The following is a 20259-nucleotide window of genomic DNA, read 5'->3' on the forward strand; positions in this document are numbered from 1 at the left end:
CCTCCAATGGATCATTCAATGTTGTCGTGGGTGCGATCTTTCAGCCAAATGAAAGGCAACAAAGCAATCAGACAAGCCGCGCTCACGTACCACGCCGGCGCGAGGTCATTCCCGCTCAGCTTGACCAGAAGCCCTGCGATGAAGGGCGTGAAGCCGCCGAACAATGAGGCGCTGACAACGAACGTCATGGCAATGGCGGTTGCTCGCACCGATTGCGGAAAGGCCTCCGGAATCATCACATTGACCGGAACCACCTGCCCGGCGACCAGGACGGAAAGGATCGCCGCGACGGCAAACAGCACTGCGGGATTCGGTTCGGTCTTGAGCCAGAGCAACAACGGGTAGACCAGCGCAATCATTGCGACGCGGCAGATGATTAGGAGGCGCTTTCGGGTTATGCGCTCTGCAAGCAGCCCCATCATGGGCGATGCAACGAAAATCGCTATCGCAACGACAATCCCCGACGCGGATGCGTAGGTGGGATCGATCCCGAGTTGGCGCGCCGCGTAACTCGGCAAGAAGAACGCCGTGGCGTGAGTGGAAACCGAACCTCCCAACTCGGCGAACGTTCCGAGGATTGTCAGCCGGAGATGCTTCGTCAGGACTTCCTTGACTACACGGACCGAGTGCCTGGCAGTCGATCCCCCCTTCCGGACTTCGAGCGTCTCATCGAGACGCCGCCGAATGAACATCCCGATCGGCGCGACGAATATGCCGAGGGCGAACGGCAAGCGCCATCCCCACGACACCATTTCCGCCCGAGACAGAAACAGATGCGCGAGCGTGGCAGTCAGCGCGCCCATCGCGACGCCCAGCGACTGCGCGGCAAAATTCCAACTCGAGAAGAATGCACGGGTTTTGGGCGTAGCGTATTCCATCAGAAACGTCGTGCCCGGCCCGAACTCCCCGCCGGCCGCAAATCCCTGCAAAAGCCTCGCGCCCATTAGCAATAGCGGGGCCGCCGCGCCTATGGTTCCGTAAGTCGGCAGCACGGTCATCAGTGCGCAGCTAGCCGACATGAGCATCATCGTCAGCACCATTGCCTTCTTGCGCCCTACGGTATCGGCATAGGCGCCGAACACGATGCCGCCAAGCGGACGCATCAGAAAGCCGACACCAAACACCGCGATCGATGCAAGAAATCGATTCGCCGGCGCAACCTCCGGAAAGTACAGTTCGCCGATGATCAAAGAGAAAAAGCTATAGACCGTGAAGTCGTAGAACTCCAGCGCGCTTCCGATGGTCGTCGCGACGATCACGTAGCCCCTAGGTAGCACCCCACTCTGCTCGCCAGCTACCGTGCTCATCCTTCGTCTCCTAATGTGGATTTTATCGGTCCCGACGGGCGTATCCGCACTGTGGAACTATCCAACCCTCTCGATTCGATGCCGGATGGTCTGCGCAAGCTGCTCGAGCTGCGCTCGGCAGTTGTCGTCTTGAGGGCCGAACAGCCGTGCTATCGCAATGCCGCGCAACGCGGAAAAGACGAAATCGATAAAAGAATCGATACCACGCGCGCCTGCTAGCTCGGGAAACTGGGCGACAAAGCCCTGATGCAAAACCTTGGCAAGTTCGGCCCTGCGCTCAGCGAGCCGAGCGCAGGCTTCCGTGTCCGTTGTGCACCCGAAATAGATGCTCCACGCTACGAGGAATCTTGGTGGTTCATAAACCGTGCGCCACAGTTTCTGCACATATGCCCTGGCTCGAAGCACAGGAGCTTTGCGCGGTAGTGCCGTATCGCCCAGGCTATCTTGTCCGGCACGGAGAATCTCATCGACGATTTCCATCATGAGATCGGCCTTCGAAGCGAAGTGATGCTGCACAGCCCCCGGTGTTACGTCTGCGTGCTTCGCCACTTCAAATACGGTCGCCCCCTGAAAACTTTTGGTCCGAACAACTTCAATAGCAGAGTTCAAGATCTGTTGGCGCGTGGCACGGCGCCTCTCTGCATGAGGGCCGCGCTTGCGGGTATCGGTGGAGATCGTCACGGTAGGTTTGAACATTTACAATATGGATGTATTGTATATTGGCCAACCTCAAGGTCGAATGGGGTATACCCGGCAAGCTGGGTTCATCTCGCGTGGGCAGTTGGAAATCAGCTCTCGTGCTGGGCGCCCGCCAAGCGATCGAAAAAAAGGAAAACCATGAAACGCATTTTTCGCATCATTCGTCGATTCCGCATCTCACCGTCGAGCAAACCGATGCCGCGTTCCAAGAGCGGCAGTCCGGGGCTCAGATGGCTTCGCCTAGCCACGATCGCCGCAACGTTTGTCGTTCCACTTGAGGGCACTGCCCAGACCATGCATGTCCCAGCCCGCAACATCGTTCTCGTCCACGGCGCGTTCGCGGACGGCGCCTGCTGGTCCGACGTGATCAAGATTCTTCAGCGCAGGGGCTATCATGTCGTAGCGGTTCAGAACCCTCTGACCTCTCTCGACGATGACGTCGCGGCCACGCGCCGCGTGCTCGAACGTCAACACGGCCCGGTTGTTCTCGTTGGACACTCCTGGGCCGGTGCGGTCATCACCGAAGCGGGCAATTCCGACAACGTGAAGGCCCTCGTCTATTTGTCGGCGCTGGTCCCCGACAATGGCGAGTCCGTCTCTACGATGCTCGCGCGGCTCCATGCGCCGATGCAAGGCATGCAGCCCGATCAACGTGGATTGATTTGGCTCGATGACCCCAATGCCTACCGGCAGGTCATGGCAGGCGATGTCCCGATGTCGAGCGTGCGCGTCCTAGCCGCGACGGAGCAGCCCATCGCAGCCGCCGCGTTCGACGGAAAAGTGACGACGGCCGCGTGGCACCGCAAGCCAAGCTGGTATCTGATCACCGAAGGCGACCACGCCCTTCCAACGGTCGTGCAGCGCAAGCTTGCGGAGCAAATCGGCGCGCGAACCGACACGGTGAAATCGAGTCACATGTCCCTTGTCTCGCATCCCGATGTGGTCGCCAACCTGATCGATCGTGCCGCCCGCGACGTTGGGCAATAGCCCATCGGTAACGGCGTTGTCACGGCTGGCGGCCACGCTCTCTGAACGCTGCGAAGTTCCGATTCGAACGCGCCGTCGTTTCGGATAGCTCGGTGCCGAGAAAATCGATGAATGCGCGTACGGCGGGCACCAGCCCTCGCCGCGATGGAAACATATTAGCGAACAACGTGTCGCCACCTTCGGATGGCAGCTCGTGGGCGTGCAGCAGCGACCCGGTCCGTTCGTGACCGCCCCCGCCCACTCGGACCACCAAAAACCGCAGGATTTGCTAAATCGCTGCATGCTATCGTCCCACGCATCGCATTTTCCTGACGACCGCCATGAATGATCACGGCCACCGCGACCGATACGCCGCCCGGCTCGCCCGGGTGCTCGACCACATCTACGAGCATTTGGACGAGCCGTTAGATATCGAAAAGCTAGCCGATATCGCGTGCCTCTCTCCGTATCACTGGCATCGGATCTATCACGCCATGTACGGCGAAAGCTTGGCCACGACGGTGCGCCGGTTGCGCCTGCACCGCGCGGCTGGCTTCCTCGCCAACGGCACGATGCCTATTGCGGAGATCGCCGAGCGATCCGGCTACAGCACTCTGCAATCCTTCACGAGAACGTTCAGCGCGGTGTTCGGCATGCCGCCCGCCCAGTATCGAAACGCCGGAACGCACACACGCTTCCGGCCATCTTTCGCCATCCCTGGAGAATCCAAAATGCTTAACCATGACGTAGCGATTCGCAACGTCGAAGGCTTCGATCTGCTGACGATCGACCATATCGGCCCCTATATGCAAATCGGCAAAGCGTTCGATGCCCTCATGGGATGGCTCGCCCCGCGCGGCCTGCTGTCCGGTGAAATACGGATGATCGGGCTCTACTACGACGATCCCGCCATCGTGAGCGAAAACGAACTGCGCTCGAAAGCCGGCGTTTGGCTACCGCGCGCAGTGGACGTGTCCGGCGGCCCTGTGCGTATCACATCGGTCCCGGGCGGCAAATACGCTGTATTGCGGCACAAAGGCCCCTATGCCGACATGGCTGCTGCATACCAATGGCTATACGGCGAGTGGCTCGTCAACTCCGATTACGAGGCAGCGGACGCGCCGGTGTTCGAGGAGTACCACAACAACCCCAAGAACACCGCCCCCGCCGAATTGCTGACCGATATCTGCTTACCGCTGGTTTCGTGACTCACAACCCGTTCAACGGGAGCAAGACGATACGCTGCCCTGCACACTCGCCGCGACGCACCCGGCCGCGCGCGGTGAACTATCGGCAAGACTCGATGAAGGCAAACCCAGTGTCCCTTCGCGCGTGCGGGAGCTGCGCGTAGCCTACTCAAACAACTTACTTCTGGGAAAGCAACTGGCGGATTACAGCCTCCATCTCCTCGTAACCTCCTTCGCCAAAATGCTTAAACACAACTCTCCCGCGCTTGTCGATCAAATAACTAGACGGCCAATATTCATTTCCAAAAGCATTCCATGTTTCATATCGATTGTCCTGCACAACTGGATAATTTATATGAAAATGATCTATCGCAGTCTTCACGCCCGCGACTTCCTTCTCGAACGGAAACTCCGGGGTATGAACTCCGAGCACGACCAGCCCTTGATTCTTATATTTGTTGTACCATCCCGTGACATATGGCAGCGCACGCAAACAGTTGATACACGAATAGGTCCAAAAATCAACCAGAACCACTTTCCCTCTCAGCGATCCGAGGGTCAACGGCGAACTATTCAACCACTCCCCCGTTCCCTTTAACTCGGGCGCTGGACCGTAGTCGTATAAACCAGCGCCCTCCGCATAGACCGAGGCAGAAAGCAGGACTGCGAAAAAAACCACCATCCTCTGGAGAAATTTGAAAATCATTTCTAAAGCCCCGTTTGAAAACTCGGAAACCACCCAGATAGCCACACCGTCATCAGCGTGTCGTATTGAAGATACAAGGCCACGGCCAGCATCGTGATCAATACGCCAAAACCCTGTTGTAGCCGATAGCTATAGCGTGCGACGCGCGGAATGCGCCGCGAGACGTGTTGACCGCCATACGCAATCGCGAGCATTGGAACACCGGCCCCGAGCGAATAGCTGAATAACAAAATCGCCGCCCTGGCATGATCGTGATCGGTCGCGATCAGCGTAAGAATCGAACCGAGGACCGGTCCCGCACACGGGGTCCACACCGCACCGAGGGAAATGCCGAGGAGAAATCCCCCGAGGCGGCCGGACGAGCCGCGAGCCCCCAGCACATTCGCCATGTTAGCAACGCCGTTGAGATAGACGGATAGCCTCCTGAACCCCTCAGGCCATATCATGAGAACGCCGAATATCATCAACATGCCGATCGCCAAGTCTCGCAAAACCTGTTGCGATAGCCCCATGATGTCCGTGACGAGACTGAAAATAAATGCGACTGTTGAAAATGCTGCAACAAAACCCGCAGTAATACAAACGGGACGAAAACGATCCGCTTGACCCATGGATGAACCGAGCACTACCGGCAACATCGGCAAAATGCAAGGTGCTGCAATGGTCAGGATGCCTGAGAGAAAGGCGAGAAAAACGTTCACGTCATCCTCCTTCCTACTCCGAGGCGGTCGCGACGCGTGTCCAGACTTGGACGTTGCCCGCCACCCCTTCACTGACATATGGCACAACGATCAGCTGGTCGGAACTGCCGGTGGCCATCTTGCAAGGGTAGCTCTTGCCATTTTCACGGTTGTAGATAGACCCGGCCCATTTTCCATCTTGGCCTTCTAAAAAGTCGTTGAGAATATGCATTCCGATAGCCGGGCGAGAATCGGTGGGGTGGATCGCTCCCGGACCACCCATCGCACGGTTGGCTAGAACTTTCACGACTGTCCCACACCGCGCCTTGCCACAGGGCGCAATCTGGATTTCCAGATTGCCGCTCGCCGTCAACCATCGACCGTCGATCGGTGCCGGGTGCTCAGTCTTCGAGCCCTGGGCAAACGCCGGAGTCGCGAGTCCGGCCGATAGCGCAAACGCGAGGGCCAATTTCCCAAGTCCTGCCCAATCGCCGTTTTTTGATAAAAATTCCATTTTAATAACTCACTTTATATGGATTCGGAATTTACGCCGGATAAAACTCTGTCATGCCCTGGCGAACTTTACCGTAAATAATGTCCCGGTATATTTCGCACTTTTCCGCTTGTGTATCAAAGCATGTAAAAAGGTGCGCCAGATACACTGCGATACAAATCTCTTTACGGAAAGCACGGCGCCCTCGCGTAGCGAGTCGGATGTCGAGCAGAAAGGCCCGTTACGACCGCAACGCGCAGCGTGGCCCTATGGAGAATGACCCGTGAAGTTCGGTCACGAAGCGACGAATGCGCCGGCCGTTCGAGGAATACCGAAATCCCCAAAAGACACGGCCCCCGGGATTTGCCGACTGATATTTGCTTGCCGCTCCTCCCCTAACGGCCTGGACGATGCCGAACGCGTCTCCGGCCGAGTCCGCAGCCGCGCCGACATTTCCGCCAAGGACCGAATCGGGCAGGCGCTCTGATCTTCGCCCTATGCCCGCTTGCGCAAGTCAGCGCAACATAAACGACATCGCGGAAAAACAGTTGAGCATTCGCACCAAGGACTGCATGCTGTCCGCGCCAAAACGCAGCGTGCTGCCGTCGATCCGCCGCGTCTGTGGCCATTGGCAAAACAGATCCGCTTGGCCCGGCGTCTGTGTCGTCAGTTCGCACTCCAAAGGCCCCGCGATCGTGAACGCCCGCAAGGCCCGCACATTGGCCACGGCAGCTCTAGCAGCCGCCTCGATCAGCGCGCACGCGCGCGACGGCGCGAGGCTCGTGCATGCCGCATTGCCAAAGGCACGTTTCGTTTCGACGCCGATCGCCCCCGGGAAAATCGGTGCGGTTTCGGCTAAAAACACATCATCGCCGGAGAGCAACGCCACCGGCACGCCCCATTCTCCTGCGAGCGCGCCGTAAAGCCCGGCCTCCCCTAGTTCCGTGCCGTTCACGCGAACGCTTCTGAACGCAAGGCTATTGATCGTGTGCGCCAACACCCCGGCGGTTTGCGCGCGCGCGTGATAGCCGATCATATAAACGGCGTCGCAATCCTGCTCGACGCCCGCCATCATGCCGAGGTAGCGCGGTTTGCCGGTGATCGTCTGCGCGCGCGCGTCGAGCCGGTCGAGCAGCAGATTGCGAAAACCGCCATGCGAATCGTTGACGAGCACATCAGACGCGCCGCCGGCGAACGCGCCGCGGATCGCCGCGTTGGCCTCGTCGGTCATCCATGCTCGCGCCCGCTCGTACTCGGGGTTGCCGCTGCGCGTCTGTTCGGCGTGGGTGACGCCTGCCACGCCTTCAATGTCGGTGGAGATCAGAATTTTCAATGTGATGGCTCGCTCGAGTGCGAAAGCGCCAGCAGCGCCCGCCAGTTCGGTACTGCATCCGGTAGCGCTTCGCGCCGATGCCCGTCTCGCCCGGTGACGGTAGTGGCCCGCCACAGCGCTCGTACAACGGCCTGCTCGACCGCTTCCGCGCAGGCATCGAACAGCGGATCCAGCATCGTTTCGTGCAGCATCCGAACGGCGGGCATCGGCTCGCTCGCCAAATGCGGAACCCGCCACGCCGAGCTGAACGCGAGCGCGATATCGCCGCTACCGTGCCCGTACACCGAGCCCGTGCGAGCCAGTCCAGCCGCCGAGCGTTTCGCCAAGCGTTCGAGTTGGCGTACGTCGAGCGGCGCATCCGTTGCGAGGATCATGATGATCGAGCCTTTCTCCGGCTCGGACGATGCGTGGCTCGTCTTAGGCCCGCTTTCGAGAATGCGACGCCCGAGCGGTTGTCCGCCCACCGTCAGGTTCTCGAGGCGCCCGAAGTTGGCGAGCACGAGCGCGCCCAGCACATATCGCTCGTCGTTCGCCGACGTGGCGATACGCGAGGCGGAGCCGATGCCGCCCTTGAATCCGAACGACGACATCCCTCGCCCTGCCCCAACGGAGCCCTGTGCGAATTGCACTGCCGCTTCTTGGAAAGCCTTCGTATAGTGTTCGGTTGTCACCGCCAACGCTTGAATGTCGTTCAGATAGCCGTCGTTGCATTCGAACACGAGCGGATTGACTGTCGGCCAGGTGCGACCGATTTCCCGGTGGCGACTCACCGCCGCGCGAATCTGCGCCTCGGCAACTGTCCCGACGCAGAACGTGTTCGTTAGCGCGATCGGCGTTTCGAGCACGCCTAGCTCCCGCAGTTGCACAAGCCCGACGCTCTTGCCGAAACCATTGATGACCGCCGCAGCGGCCGGAACCTTATGCAAAAACGTGTCGCCTTCATTCGGTATGACGACGGTGACTCCGGTCTGAACGTTGCCATGGTCGAGCGTCGCATGCCCGACCTTCACGCCGGGCACATCGCTGATGAGATCGCGCGGTCCCGACGGAAGAACGCCGATCCGGGGGATCGCTTCGGACGCGTTTGCGCCAGACGCGCCGGTTCGTTGTACGGGCATTCGACACCTTGAGGTCAATAACGGAAACCGATTCGCTTCACCGGTCGAGTTTGGGGTCGAGCGCATCGCGCAGGCCGTCGCCAAGCAGATTGAAGGCCAGCACGGTCAGAAAGATTGCAACAGCAGGGAAGATCGCCACGTGCGGCGCCAACATCATGTCCGCGCGGGCATCGTTGAGCATGGCGCCCCACTCCGGCGTCGGCGGCTGCGCCCCCATGCCGAGGAACGATAAGCTCGCCGCCGTGATGATCGACGTGCCGATGCGCATGGTCCCGTACACCACGATCGGCGAGATCGTGCCCGGCAAGATGTGCCGAAACAGAATCACCCAATCCGATGCGCCGATACTGCGCATGGCCTCGATGTAAAGCATGTGTTTGATCGACAGCGTGCTCGCACGCACTAGCCGCGCGAACGCCGGGACGCTAAAAACGGCGACCGCGATGATCACATTGACCATGCTCGAGCCCAACACCGCCACCACGCCGATCGCCAATAAAATGCCGGGGAACGCGAGCAGCACGTCCGATATCCGCATCGCGATGCGGTCCCACCAGCCCTCGTAGTATCCCGCCAGCAACCCCATGACCGTGCCGGCGAAGGCGCCGAGCGCCACGGATACGAAGCCCGCTGCCAGCGATATGCGCGAGCCCATCACGATACGGCTGAACTCGTCGCGACCGAGCGCGTCCACGCCCATCCAATGCAGCCACGAGGGACCGGCGTTCAGCGCGTCGTAGTCGAAGTAGTTTTCCGGGTCGAACGGTACCACCCAAGGCGCAACGATTGCCACGAGCACGAGCAGCAGCACGAACGCGCCGGCCCACATTGCCAGCTTCTGCTTGCGGAACTTGCGCCAAAACTCGCGTGCCGGCGTGCGAACCTGCCCGGCCGGCGCGATGCGCATACGCAGCGCGGGCACTTCGATTCGATTCATGGCGGCTCCCTCTTACTGATAGTGGATGGTCGGATTGATCAATCCGTACAGCACGTCCACGACGATATTGATGACAATGAACTCGACGGAGAACAGCAAAATCAGCCCCTGAATCACCGGGTAGTCGCGCATATTCACCGAATCGACCAACAAGCTGCCCATGCCGGGCCACGCAAACACGGCTTCGACGACGATCGAGCCGCCCAGCAAAAAGCCGAACTGCAGCCCCATCATCGTCACGACCGGAATCAAGGCATTGCGAAACGTATGCTTGACGACCACGAACCACTCGGACAGGCCTTTTGCCCGCGCCGTACGCACATAGTCCTCCTGCATGACCTCGACGAACGCGGCGCGCGTGAAGCGCGCCATGACCGCGGCCACACCGGCGCCCAGCGTGATCGACGGCAAAATGTAGTGCTGCCACGAGCCCGCGCCGATCGCCGGCAGCCATCCGAGTTGAACCGAAAAGATTTGCATCAGCACCATGCCGAGCGCGAATGCTGGAAAAGAGATACCCGAAACCGCGAGCGTCATCCCGATCGCATCCGGCGCACGGTTGCGCCACACGGCCGATACGACGCCGACCACGAGCCCGAAGACGACGGACCACACCATGCTGGTGACGGTCAGAACGAACGTCGGCATGAAACGCTCGCCGATCTCGATCGACACGGGGCGTTTCGTCCGCAGCGACTGGCCCAGATCCCCATGCAGCGCGTGACCGAAATAGCGCACGAATTGTTGGGGCATCGGTAAATCCAGCCCAAGCTGGTGGCGCACGAGGGTGACGGTCGCTTCGTCCGCGTCGGGCCCGGCCGCGAGGCGGGCCGGATCGCCGGGCAACACATGCACGAACAAGAACACCGCGACCGCGACGAACACCAGGGTCGGGACGGCGCCGAGGAGCCGCTTGACGATATAGACAAACATGGCAAGTCCGCGTTGACGAGCGCGAGCGAATTGTCCCGCCCGCGCCCCGATACCCGAGGCTCGATCCGCTTATTGCGCGAGATCGACGTCGCTGAAGTTGAACGAACCGTCGGGCATCACGTAGAAACCGCTCAGGTTTTTGCTCTCGACCGACAGGTTGCGATCCGTCGTGAGAAACGCCCACGGTGCGTCCTTCCACACTCGCTGCTGCGCGTCGGCGTAAAGCTGCTGCCGCCTCGTCGCATCGGTGATCGACAACGCATCGGAGACGTCCTTGTCGACCTCCTTGTTCGAGTAATAGGCCGTGTTATAGAACACGGGCGGCCAACCGTTGGTCGTCAGCAGCGGACGCAGCGCCCAATCGGCCTCGCCCGTCGAAGCCGACCAACCGCCGTAGTACATGCGCACCGGGGCTGTTTTCGGGTCCTTCACGGTCTGCACGCGCTGCACGCGCTGGCCGGACTCGAGCATTTCGATCGACGTCTTGATGCCTACTTGCGCGAGTTGCTGCTGCAGAAACTGCACGACCTTCGCCGACGTCCCGTCGTTATAGCCCGACCACAGCGACGTGGAGAAGCCCGTCGGGTAGCCTGCCTCCTTCAGCAGTTCGCGCGCCTTTGCGGGATCGTACGGCCACGGGGTCATCTTTTCCGCAAATGCCACGCCTTGCGGCACCACGCCTTGCGCCGGGAATGCATAGCCCGCGAACGCGACCTTCGCGAGCGCGTCCTTGTTGATCGCATAGTTCACGGCCTCGCGCACCCGCACGTCGTCGAACGGTTTTTGCAGCGTGTTCATCGACACATAGCGCGTCGTGATCGACGGCGTCGCCACCAATTCGAGCTTCGGGTTCGCCTTCAAGAGGCTCGCTTGCTCGTAGGGCACCGGATACGCGAACTGCGCTTCGCCCGTCTGCACCACCGCCGCGCGCGTGTTGTTGTCGGTCACGGTACGGAACGTCAACGTGTCGATCTTCGGGTAGCCCTTGCGCCAATAGCCGTCGAACTTCTGGACCTTCAGGTACTCGGCCGGCTTCCATTCGACGAATTCGAACGGGCCGGTGCCGACCGGATGGAGCGCGATATCCTTGCCCCACTTCTTGAGCGCGGTGGGCGAGATCATCATTGCGGACGGATGGGCGAGCGCATTGATGAGCGCGGAGAACGGCTCGTTCAGTTCGATCTTGACGGTATACGGATCGACCACGGTCACCGACTTGATGCGATTGAACTGGTTGTAGCGCGCGAGCCCGTTGCTCTTGTCGAGCACGCGCTCGAGATTGACCTTGACCGCTTCGGCGTTGAAATCGGTCCCGTCCTGGAATTTCACGCCGTGGCGCAGCTTGAACGTGTAGCTGAGACCGTCGGGGCTCGCCGTGTAGCTTTCCGCCAATAGCGGCTGAACTTTCAGATTCTTGTCGAACCCGAACAATCCTTCGTAGTACGACTTGCCCACCGCCTGCGCCAGCGTCGAATTCGTGTTGTATGGATCGAGCGAATCGAGCGTGATCGGTACCGCGACGGTCACATTCTTCGCCGCCATCGCCATCGGTGCAGTCAAAACCCCAAAGGCCAGCGCGGCAGCCCCTATCCATTGTTTCGCGCGAAACGTACGCATCGTTGTACTCCTCGTAGCGGGTGGGTGTATCAAAACTGCGCGGCAATCGCGTGCTGTGCGACGAAGTGACCGTCGGCGATCTGCGTCAAAGGCTTCACGTCCGGCTCGTCGCCGACATCGCGAATCGGGCTCGGAATCTCGCCCGACGACAGCTTCCGGTCGAGATGGCGCCGGTGCGGGTCCGCGACGGGCACGGCGGCCATCAAGCGCTTGGTATAGGGGTGTTGCGGATTCTCGAAAATGTCGCGGCGCGAACCGATCTCGACGATCTGGCCCAGATACATGACCGCCACCCGATGACTGATACGCTCCACCACGGCCATGTCGTGCGAAATGAACAGCAACGCCATGCCCATCTCGCGCTGCAGATCGATCAGCAAGTTGACGATCTGGGCTTGAATAGAGACGTCGAGCGCCGACACCGATTCGTCGGCGATCACGACCTTCGGATTCGTGGCCAGCGCCCGTGCAATGCAAATGCGCTGACGCTGGCCACCGGAGAATTCGTGCGGATAGCGCTGCGCGGCATCGGCGGGCAAGCCGACACGCTCGAGCAGATAGCGCATCCGTGCTTCGGCTTCACGCGCCGGGTACAGGCGATGGATCCGCATCGGCTCCATGATCGAGAAGCCGACCGTCAGTCTCGGATCGAGCGAGGCTAGCGGATCTTGGAACACGAATTGAATATGGCGGCGCAGGTCCCGCAACGCATTGCCGCTTAGGCGGCCGATATCCTGGCCGTCGAACACGATACGGCCATGCTGGCTCTTGACCAGCTGCAGCAGCGAACGGCCCGTTGTCGATTTGCCGCAACCGGATTCGCCGACCAGCGCGAGCGTTTCGCCGCGATACAGATCGAAGCTGATCTTTTCCACCGCATGCACTCGGCGCGTGATGCGGCTCAGAAGCCCCGTGCGGATATCGAAGCGCGTGGTGAGTTCGCGCACGCTCAGGATCGGCTCGCGCTCCTTCGCGGTGGCAGGGCCGGCGTTTCGCGCGTCCTGCGGCGCAGGCGGCACGGGCTGTGCCGCATCGGCACCCGCGAGCAGCGGAAAACGCTCAGGCAGATCCGTGCCGCACATCGATCCGAGGCGGGGCACCGCCGCGAGCAGCGCGCGGGTGTACGGATGAGCCGGCGCATCGAAAATCTGCTGCGATGGGCCCTCCTCGACCGCCTCGCCGCGCAACATGACGAGCACGCGATCGGCGACTTCGGCAACCACGCCCATGTCGTGCGTGATAAACATCACACCCATCTGCATCTCGCGCTGCAGTTCGCGGATCAATTGAAGGATCTGCGCCTGCACGGTCACATCCAGCGCCGTGGTCGGCTCGTCGGCGATCAGCAGCGCCGGCTTGCAGGCGAGCGCCATCGCGATCATCACGCGCTGACGCATGCCGCCCGACAGTTGATGCGGATAGCGTCCGAGCACATTTTTCGCATCGGGGATGCGCACCTGATCGAGCATACGCAGCGCTTGCGCGCGCGCCTGCTCCGCGCCGAGCCCTTGGTGCAGGCGGATCGATTCGGCGATCTGCTCTCCCACCGGAAACACGGGATTGAGCGACGTCATCGGCTCCTGAAAGATCATCGCCAGATCGGCGCCGCGCATCGCACGCATGTGCTGCCCGGAGCACTGCGCGATATCGAGCGTTTGCCCGCCGCGCCGCCGAAAACCCAGACGCCCGCCGGTGATGCATCCTCCGCCGTACTCCACGAGCCGCATGAGGGCGAGCGAGGTGACGGATTTTCCCGAGCCGGATTCGCCGACGATTGCCAGCGTCTCGCCTCGATCGACATGAAACGACAGATGCTTGACCGCCTCGACCGTGCGCTCCGATCCGCTGAACACAACGCTCAGGCCTTCGACCTGTGCTACCCGCTCGGGCGCCATATCCGCGAAGACAGCCGTTTTCTCGCTCATCGTCTTTCTTCTGCCGAAAAGAGCCGGGCCTTCATACCGCGAACGCCCTGGATCGACCTACTTGTAGATGGCAACGACCGGAGCCTGTCCAGCGCGAATGAAGCCCCGGTACATCCCTTCCGTGTTGAACGGCATGCTCACGTTGCCGTGGGCATCGACGGCAACCAATCCGCCGCGCCCGTCGATCCGCGGCAGTTTTTCGTGGACCACGTGATGCGCAGCGGCGTCCAGCGAGGCGCCCGTGTATTCGATGCGTGCCGCGATGTCGTGCGCCACCGCCATGCGGATGAACATTTCGCCGCTGCCGGTGGTCGAGATGGCGCAGGTGCGGTTGTCCGCATAGCATCCCGCGCCGATGATCGGTGAGTCGCCGACGCGGCCCGGTTGCTTATTGGTCATGCCGCCGGTGGACGTCGCTGCCGCGAGGTCGCCGTGCACGTCGAGCGCGACCGCGCCGACGGTGCCGAGCTTGCGATCTTCGTCGAGTGGCGCGGTGCCTCGCGGTGCCCCGGAAAACGACAACGGCACCGCGTCGGCCGAGCCGGCATCGTGATCGAGCGCCGTGTGCTGGGCGTCGCTCCGCTGCACGCGTTCGAGCTGTTCGCGGCGCAATGGCGTCGAGAAAAACGACGGCTCCACGCATTCGAGCCCGTGCTCACGGGCGAACGCTTCCGCGCCGTCGGCAACGAACATGACATGCTGGCTGCGCTCCATCACCGCGCGCGCCGCGAGTACCGGATTGCGCACGGTGCGTAGATTGGCGACGGCGCCGGCGTTCAGCGTGCGCCCGTCCATGATGGATGCATCGAGTTCGTGCGTCCCGGCGCTCGTGAACACGGCGCCGCGCCCCGCGTTAAAGAGCGGGCATTCCTCGAGCAGCCGCACGGCTTCGGTCACGGCATCGAGCGCGCTTCCGCCCTGCTCCAGCACGCGTCCCGCATCCTGCAGCACGCGCGCGAGCGCGGTTTCGTAGGCTTCGCGCATTGCGGCGGTGGCTTGCGCGCGTGCCATCGCACCCGCGCCGCCGTGAATCGCCAATACCGCATTAGTCATGGCCGTCATCCTGGTTGCTTAGCCACGGCATCACCGCCTCCGTGAGCTGTGCCACGTCGTCTAGCGAGTGCTCGGAGCGATGCGCGACCGCCGCCGACAGCGCCTCGATCATCCCGAGCGCCGCGGTTTCCGAATTCGATAGGTACTGCCGCTCGCTCGATGCATAAAGGCAGATGTCGGCGTGCTTGGCGATCGGCGAGGTTGGCTTGTCGGTGATCGCGAGCACGTCGACACCGGCCTCTCGGGCTAACTTCGTCAGCGTGACGGTGTCGGCGAGATAGCGCGGGAAGCAGATCGAGATCAACAGATCGCCCTTGCGAATGCGCGAGATTTGCCGGGCCGCCTCCGACACCCCACCGAGCGTGGCGAGGCTTTTCACGACATCGCAGTGCACCGTGAGATTGCGTTGCAAAAAGCCCGCGAGAAACCCGCTCGATCCGAAGCCGACAATGAAAATTCGGCGCGCGGCCAGTACCGCCTGCACCGCCTTCTCGCACTCGTCGGCGCTGAGCGACATGCGCGTCAGGTCGAAGTTGCGTTGGTCCTCGTACAGCGACGCGGCGAAGATATCGGCCGCCGATGCGGCACGCGTGCGCTCGAGCCGTAAGCGCTCGACCGGCGCGAGCGCCTGCTCGAAACCTTGCGCAAGCAGCGCCCGGAATTGCGGATACCCCGGCAAGCCCAGCTTGCGCACGAAGCGATTGGCAGTGGCGTTCGATACCTCGCAGGCACTCGCGAATTCGTCGATGGTCATGACCGCGACCTTGAACGGCTTGGCCAGCACGAAGTCGGCAAGGCGCCGGTTGGCGTCGCTCAACGACGGCAACACCTGCGCGATACGGTCGACGACTGACGCCGCTGTCTTGCTCATTGCACTCCGACGCGGTTGAGAATTCGGGCATGAAAATATTTTTTCGCCACAATAGCGGCGACGAAAATCTATTTTCATTGGGAATAACCCTAACCCGCGATCGGTTAGCGATTTTGCTTTTCAGGGGGCGATGCGGCGATTGCGCTCGCGATGCCGTTCGTCGACGCATCGCGGCAACGGAAGCGGGGGGACCCAGCCGACGTGCTGGCGTGAGGCTAGCGGGGCGCGGTTAAAGATTGATTGAGGTCCGGCCGGGATTCGCTAAAAATCCGCCACATCTCGGCCTAAGCTGCTGATTTGAATGCGAAATCGATGGTCGGATCGAGTGGTGGAACGGGGCGTTGCAGATCCAGCAGATAGTCCCCGAGCCGGTTGACATGCTCCCGCCGGTACGGTGACAGCACCTTGAGCACCTCGGCGTCGACCGGATGCCCCTTCTGCTGCAGCTCTTTCAGTTTGCGCGACATCCATTGCACGTTGTACAGGATCACCATATTTGCGACGAGGTGGTTGTACTTGATCACCTTGCGCTGCTCGTGCCGGACGTTTTCCGCGATGACACCTTCGCCGCCGAACATCAGCCATTGCGCGAAATCGTTGAACTGCTCGCTCTTGTTGGTCGCCGCGTGAATCGTGCGGCGCAGCTCCGGGTCATTCAGATACCTCAGCAGGAACAACGTGCGGATCACGCGCCCCAACTCCCGGAATGCGAAGTAGAGCTTGTTTTTCGTGCTCTCCGAGCCGAGCCGGCGCAGAATCGTTGATGGCGTCATCTTGCCTGCCTTGATCGACACCGCGACGCGCATCATGTCGGGATAGTGCCGCTCGATCAGTTCCCAGTCAATCGCCTTGCGGCACAGGCTGTCGATATGCTTGTACTTGCGACGCCGGTCCGCCTTGTACAGAACGAGGTCCTTGATGTTGCGCATGCGCGGCATCAGATTGATGCCCGTCACGTAGGACAGGCCGAACACCGGACCACTTTGCGCCTGCGTATCGCCGTGGATCGTATCGGGCTTGACGTCGGCGCCGTTCAGGATCAGCCCATCAAGAATGTAGACGACTTCGTGAACGCCGCACGGAATGAAGTGGCTGAACAGCGCGATGTACATGTCGGACACGTGGTAGTAGCCGATCCCTCCATATCCGCCATAGCGGACGTGATACTCGGACAGCAGGTTCTGCTCGTACAGGCTCCACTTGGTGCCGTCCGCCGACGCACGCTTGCCGCTGCCCCAGTATTTCGGCAACGCGAACTGGTTGTAAGCGTTGATCACCTTCACGTTCGCCTTGTCGAGCCGCTCCTCGGTGACGTGCTTCAGGTTCAGCCAGGCAACCTGCTTGCGGCTGAGACCCTTCACCGAGCGCGCCGTCTGGCTGGGACCGAGGTTGCAGCCATAGCAGAACAGCGTCGTGATGAAGCGCTTGCGCGGATCGTCGACCTTCGCGTCGAACCCGGACAGCGGGCCGAACAGTTTATGCAGGTCGAGCCACTGCTCGGTTTCGGTGAGGAGATCCGGGTGTCCTGGCCGTGCGGGAACACCGCACGCTCCCATTTTTCTGGAAGCCAGTCCAGCGGCAGGTTCGCGAGGTCGTTCTCCGTCAATAGGAGATATTCGCGGTGCGCGTTCCGGAAGCCTTGCAACCAGGCCAGCGCGACCAGTACCGCGCGGTCCTGCGAGCTCGATCGCAACGGCAGCACGTCCAGACACTGGAACAGCAGCGAGCGCTGGTTGCGACAAGGCACGAGCATGAACGGCAAGTCGAACTGGCCGGCATAGGCAATGTGCTCGTTGCACTGCGCGAGCGCCTCGGCCGGGTCGCCGAGCGCCTCGCGGATTTTCGGCAACCTGTTGCGCTCCGATACACCCTCGTCCTGGAGGATTTGCAACACGTCGCGGAACTGGCCGACCAGTCCCTCCAGCACATCGGCATGCTCAAGCTGGTATTTTTGCAGCCGGACCTTCGCATAGGATTCGAACTTGCGCACCACCTTGATGAAGATCTCGGCGACGTCATCGAGCGCTTGCTGCAACTGAGCCTGAATGAAGAGCACCGCGAGCGCATAACGCTTCTCGGCCTTGAGCGAACGCAGTTCCGCGACGTCGAGTGCCCGTGCTTCGGTGATCAGCTGGGCCCGCTTGCTGACGGATAGGATCACCGGGGGCGCCGGCAAGTCTTCCGCCAGTTTCCTGATCCCGTTGATATGTTTGAGGAAGCTGGCGATCGCCCGCGCGGCTGGCCGTTTCGGCTCCTGTTTTAGATCGTCCCAACCCGACTTGCCGGCCCTGACGACGAGCAGCGCGTCGATCCGGTCGATGTGTGATGCATCGAGTGTGCCGCTGATGGCGCCGTGGATCGCCTCGTTGAGATCGTTGCGCGCCTGCGTGGCGATGCGCTGCAACGTTCCCTGCGGCGGCAGCTCATACCGGCGGCGGACCAGGTCCTCGATCAGCACATTGATAATGCCAGTGCGGCGTCGCGCGCCGCAGCTTGCCGGCGAGCGCGGGGTGGTCGGCCTCGATAGCGTCGGCAGCGGTCCGGAAGAACCGGCGCAGCACCTCCCTCAGGCGCGGCGTGGTGATGCCGCCGGGTTCGTCGAGATGTCCGAGCAGAGGCGTGTCCTGCGTCCATCGTGCGGGGCTCACGGGCAGACCGCGCTGCATCAGGTACTGGTCCAGCGCGCCGCGTGCGAGCGGTGGCAGCACCACCTTGCCGGCCTTCGCACCCTTGCCGGTGAGGTGGAGCCACCGCTCGCCGCGCGCGCCGGTTTCGATGCCGCCGAGCGTAACGCCGACCAGTTCGCCTGCACGCAGGCCGGTCGCGTAACCGAAATCGAGTAGAAAGCGCAGGCGCTGCGCGGCGGGAACCATCCAGCCATGGGACCATTCGAGCCCATCAGCAATCGTCCGGATCAGTTCCCATTCGCCAGCCGTAAAGGCGCGCGAGATGTCCAGTTCCCCGTTGCGCTGCGCGCCGCGCACCTTGAGGCCGGCGAATGGATTCGCGAGCACGTAGCGCTGCTCGATCAGCCAGCGGAACATCGCACCAAGGACCGATAGCGCATAGGCGATCGAATCCGGCGACAGCGCCCCGGTGAAGGGACGCCACTCGGACGACGATCTCGGACGCGCGGGCGCGACCCAGCGGGCCCTGGGTGCGGGATGGCGCAGGAAGGCGCGATAGGCGGTCGCGTCCTCGCTCGTCAGCGAGGACAACGCCTTGCCGCGCTCGACGATCGCCCAGAGCAGCACGCGCTCGGCTTCCCGGCGATAGGCTCGCTGCGTTTCGGTAGCTTCGTGTCGTTCGAGCCAGGCGCTGATTGCCTGATAGTCGTTATTGGCCTCGAGTGCACACATCGGCTTCGGCGCGCGGAAAGTGCCGCGCGAGCCATCGACGTCATGCGGCACTCGGATGCTTTCCCACGGTACCACGGGTTCAGGCGTTACCACCACGACCAATGCACGAACCCTCTCGGTGAGCGCCGAATGTGCGGCAAAGAAGGCTTCGATCCGGCGTGCGCTTCGCTCGCCGAGTCCGACAAACGTGAGCCACCAGCGCCGGCGACGGGGAATCCGCACGGTCAGGTCGGCCAGTGTCCGGATGCCGTGTCGATGCAGCACTGGGACGACGCGAGGCGGCAGCCAGACATCGACTGGATCGCTCACCTGCGGTTGCGGGACCGCAAGCGTCGGCATGATGGCGATCGCCCGGGTCGCGGCTTTGCGATGGCAGGTCCGTTCACCAGCCGCACACTGGAACGGCCGCGCCAGATCGGCGCGATGACGACTGAGGGCGAAACCGGCGAGTTGCTGGCGAATCCGGCCGATCACGCCGCGCGCTGACTGGCCCCCTCCTAGCGCGTGCGGGCAATAACGCCCGACCGCCTCGCGCGAGCCAACGCCTGCATACCACGCGCGCACCGCGGACAGGGACGCGGCGTCGGGAAAGGATGGTGGAAACAGAACGTTTGGCATCCAAAGATTATAGGTAGCGGGATGACAGCGAAGTGACGGGCAGGTGTGACGCGTTTTGCGAAACGGCAGTTTCACTGGAAAATGCATGCCTATCGATAATATGAGTTAGCGATAGAACCACATCTTTCTCACGAATCAACCCCTAGTACTTAGCGGATTGGCTTATGATCGCGCCGTCAATCTCCGTGTGCGTGAGGCCGTACCTTTCCATGCGGGCGCGGTGGTCGGCTGAACCGAGATACTCGATAAGTCGCTTGTTCACAGCCTTAACAAGGTCGTGATTGGACTTATTGAACGAGAACGCGCCGATAGGAACGGACGTATCCGGGATTTTGTGTGTGAGGCGGGTTGACACTTACAGCCCGATGTTGAAGCGCTCGGGGTAAAGCAGTGCGAACTGTGTCATCGCGCTTTTCCAATCATGTCGAGATCCGGTCCATTTGGCAACGACATTGCG

General features: G+C 61.6%; 15 protein-coding genes and 2 pseudogenes. 2 read left to right on the forward strand and 15 right to left on the reverse strand.

Features of this window, described 5'->3' with window-relative positions:
* Positions 1-11 precede the first annotated feature (11 nt).
* Together ACTHN9_RS10580 and ACTHN9_RS10585 are read right to left on the reverse strand one after the other, a co-directional pair.
* The gene (locus ACTHN9_RS10580; RefSeq protein ID WP_440536714.1) at positions 12-1307 is read right to left on the reverse strand and encodes an MFS transporter; all 1296 of its coding nucleotides are present in this window, start codon (positions 1305-1307) and stop codon (positions 12-14) included.
* Positions 1308-1364: 57 nt separating this feature from the next.
* Complete coding sequence (locus ACTHN9_RS10585) at positions 1365-2003, reverse strand: TetR/AcrR family transcriptional regulator (protein ID WP_440536715.1); 639 nt, start codon at positions 2001-2003, stop codon at positions 1365-1367.
* A 141-nt stretch (positions 2004-2144) separates the two neighbouring features.
* On the opposite strand from ACTHN9_RS10585, the gene ACTHN9_RS10590 reads away from it, so the two are divergent.
* Both ACTHN9_RS10590 and ACTHN9_RS10595 read left to right on the forward strand, forming a co-directional pair.
* On the forward strand, positions 2145-2993 hold the full coding sequence (locus ACTHN9_RS10590; RefSeq protein WP_440536716.1) for an alpha/beta fold hydrolase: 849 nt from the start codon (positions 2145-2147) through the stop codon (positions 2991-2993).
* Positions 2994-3313: 320 nt separating this feature from the next.
* Positions 3314-4180, forward strand: coding sequence for an AraC family transcriptional regulator (locus ACTHN9_RS10595; RefSeq protein ID WP_440536717.1), 867 nt, complete (start codon positions 3314-3316; stop codon positions 4178-4180).
* 157 nt (positions 4181-4337) lie between these two features.
* On the opposite strand, the gene ACTHN9_RS10600 is transcribed toward ACTHN9_RS10595, so the two are convergent.
* From ACTHN9_RS10600 to ACTHN9_RS10660, 13 genes and pseudogenes are all read right to left on the reverse strand, one after another.
* The gene (locus tag ACTHN9_RS10600) at positions 4338-4865 is read right to left on the reverse strand and encodes a thioredoxin family protein (protein WP_440536718.1); all 528 of its coding nucleotides are present in this window, start codon (positions 4863-4865) and stop codon (positions 4338-4340) included.
* Positions 4866-4867: 2 nt separating this feature from the next.
* Entirely contained in the window at positions 4868-5566 is a 699-nt protein-coding gene (locus ACTHN9_RS10605) for a cytochrome c biogenesis CcdA family protein (RefSeq protein WP_440536719.1), read from the reverse strand.
* 13 nt (positions 5567-5579) lie between these two features.
* A complete protein-coding gene (locus ACTHN9_RS10610; protein WP_440536720.1) occupies positions 5580-6059 on the reverse strand; it encodes a DUF2147 domain-containing protein in 480 nt (159 codons plus the stop codon).
* A gap of 493 nt (positions 6060-6552) precedes the next feature.
* Positions 6553-7371 carry a M55 family metallopeptidase gene (locus ACTHN9_RS10615; RefSeq protein WP_440536721.1) on the reverse strand — a complete coding sequence of 273 codons (819 nt, stop codon included), beginning with the start codon at positions 7369-7371 and terminating at the stop codon, positions 6553-6555.
* Entirely contained in the window at positions 7368-8489 is a 1122-nt protein-coding gene (locus tag ACTHN9_RS10620) for a DmpA family aminopeptidase (RefSeq protein WP_440536722.1), read from the reverse strand. Before ACTHN9_RS10620 ends, ACTHN9_RS10615 begins: the two co-directional genes overlap by 4 nt.
* Positions 8490-8526: 37 nt before the next feature.
* Positions 8527-9426 carry a glutathione ABC transporter permease GsiD gene (gene gsiD, locus ACTHN9_RS10625; protein ID WP_440536723.1) on the reverse strand — a complete coding sequence of 300 codons (900 nt, stop codon included), beginning with the start codon at positions 9424-9426 and terminating at the stop codon, positions 8527-8529.
* 12 nt (positions 9427-9438) lie between these two features.
* Positions 9439-10359 carry a glutathione ABC transporter permease GsiC gene (gene gsiC / locus ACTHN9_RS10630; RefSeq protein ID WP_440536724.1) on the reverse strand — a complete coding sequence of 307 codons (921 nt, stop codon included), beginning with the start codon at positions 10357-10359 and terminating at the stop codon, positions 9439-9441.
* Positions 10360-10428: 69 nt separating this feature from the next.
* Complete coding sequence (gene gsiB / locus ACTHN9_RS10635) at positions 10429-11976, reverse strand: glutathione ABC transporter substrate-binding protein GsiB (protein WP_440536725.1); 1548 nt, start codon at positions 11974-11976, stop codon at positions 10429-10431.
* Positions 11977-12005: 29 nt separating this feature from the next.
* Positions 12006-13901: a dipeptide ABC transporter ATP-binding protein gene (locus ACTHN9_RS10640; RefSeq protein WP_440536726.1), complete on the reverse strand. Its 1896-nt coding sequence runs from the start codon at positions 13899-13901 to the stop codon at positions 12006-12008.
* Between the two features lie 57 nt (positions 13902-13958).
* Positions 13959-14954 carry an isoaspartyl peptidase/L-asparaginase family protein gene (locus tag ACTHN9_RS10645; RefSeq protein WP_440536727.1) on the reverse strand — a complete coding sequence of 332 codons (996 nt, stop codon included), beginning with the start codon at positions 14952-14954 and terminating at the stop codon, positions 13959-13961.
* The gene (locus ACTHN9_RS10650) at positions 14947-15825 is read right to left on the reverse strand and encodes a MurR/RpiR family transcriptional regulator (RefSeq protein WP_440536728.1); all 879 of its coding nucleotides are present in this window, start codon (positions 15823-15825) and stop codon (positions 14947-14949) included. Before ACTHN9_RS10650 ends, ACTHN9_RS10645 begins: the two co-directional genes overlap by 8 nt.
* Positions 15826-16109: 284 nt before the next feature.
* Positions 16110-17836: pseudogene (locus ACTHN9_RS10655) on the reverse strand (transposase); the annotation flags it as partial.
* Between the two features lie 457 nt (positions 17837-18293).
* Positions 18294-19802: pseudogene (locus ACTHN9_RS10660) on the reverse strand (phage integrase family protein); the annotation flags it as partial.
* Positions 19803-20259: the final 457 nt, after the last annotated feature.

The organism is Trinickia sp. (assembly GCF_051953405.1).
In the GTDB taxonomy this organism is placed as follows: domain Bacteria; phylum Pseudomonadota; class Gammaproteobacteria; order Burkholderiales; family Burkholderiaceae; genus Trinickia.

Excerpts from the sequence above, each read along its gene's own strand:
- ACTHN9_RS10580 (WP_440536714.1), bottom strand. The coding sequence starts at position 1,307 with ATGAGCACGGTAGCTGGCGAGCAGAGTGGGGTGCTACCTAGGGGCTAC.
- ACTHN9_RS10585 (WP_440536715.1), bottom strand. The coding sequence starts at position 2,003 with ATGTTCAAACCTACCGTGACGATCTCCACCGATACCCGCAAGCGCGGC.
- ACTHN9_RS10590 (WP_440536716.1), top strand. The coding sequence starts at position 2,145 with ATGAAACGCATTTTTCGCATCATTCGTCGATTCCGCATCTCACCGTCG.
- ACTHN9_RS10595 (WP_440536717.1), top strand. The coding sequence starts at position 3,314 with ATGAATGATCACGGCCACCGCGACCGATACGCCGCCCGGCTCGCCCGG.
- ACTHN9_RS10600 (WP_440536718.1), bottom strand. The coding sequence starts at position 4,865 with ATGATTTTCAAATTTCTCCAGAGGATGGTGGTTTTTTTCGCAGTCCTG.
- ACTHN9_RS10610 (WP_440536720.1), bottom strand. The coding sequence starts at position 6,059 with ATGGAATTTTTATCAAAAAACGGCGATTGGGCAGGACTTGGGAAATTG.
- ACTHN9_RS10620 (WP_440536722.1), bottom strand. The coding sequence starts at position 8,489 with ATGCCCGTACAACGAACCGGCGCGTCTGGCGCAAACGCGTCCGAAGCG.
- gsiD (WP_440536723.1), bottom strand. The coding sequence starts at position 9,426 with ATGAATCGAATCGAAGTGCCCGCGCTGCGTATGCGCATCGCGCCGGCC.
- gsiC (WP_440536724.1), bottom strand. The coding sequence starts at position 10,359 with ATGTTTGTCTATATCGTCAAGCGGCTCCTCGGCGCCGTCCCGACCCTG.
- gsiB (WP_440536725.1), bottom strand. The coding sequence starts at position 11,976 with ATGCGTACGTTTCGCGCGAAACAATGGATAGGGGCTGCCGCGCTGGCC.
- ACTHN9_RS10640 (WP_440536726.1), bottom strand. The coding sequence starts at position 13,901 with ATGAGCGAGAAAACGGCTGTCTTCGCGGATATGGCGCCCGAGCGGGTA.
- ACTHN9_RS10645 (WP_440536727.1), bottom strand. The coding sequence starts at position 14,954 with ATGACTAATGCGGTATTGGCGATTCACGGCGGCGCGGGTGCGATGGCA.
- ACTHN9_RS10650 (WP_440536728.1), bottom strand. The coding sequence starts at position 15,825 with ATGAGCAAGACAGCGGCGTCAGTCGTCGACCGTATCGCGCAGGTGTTG.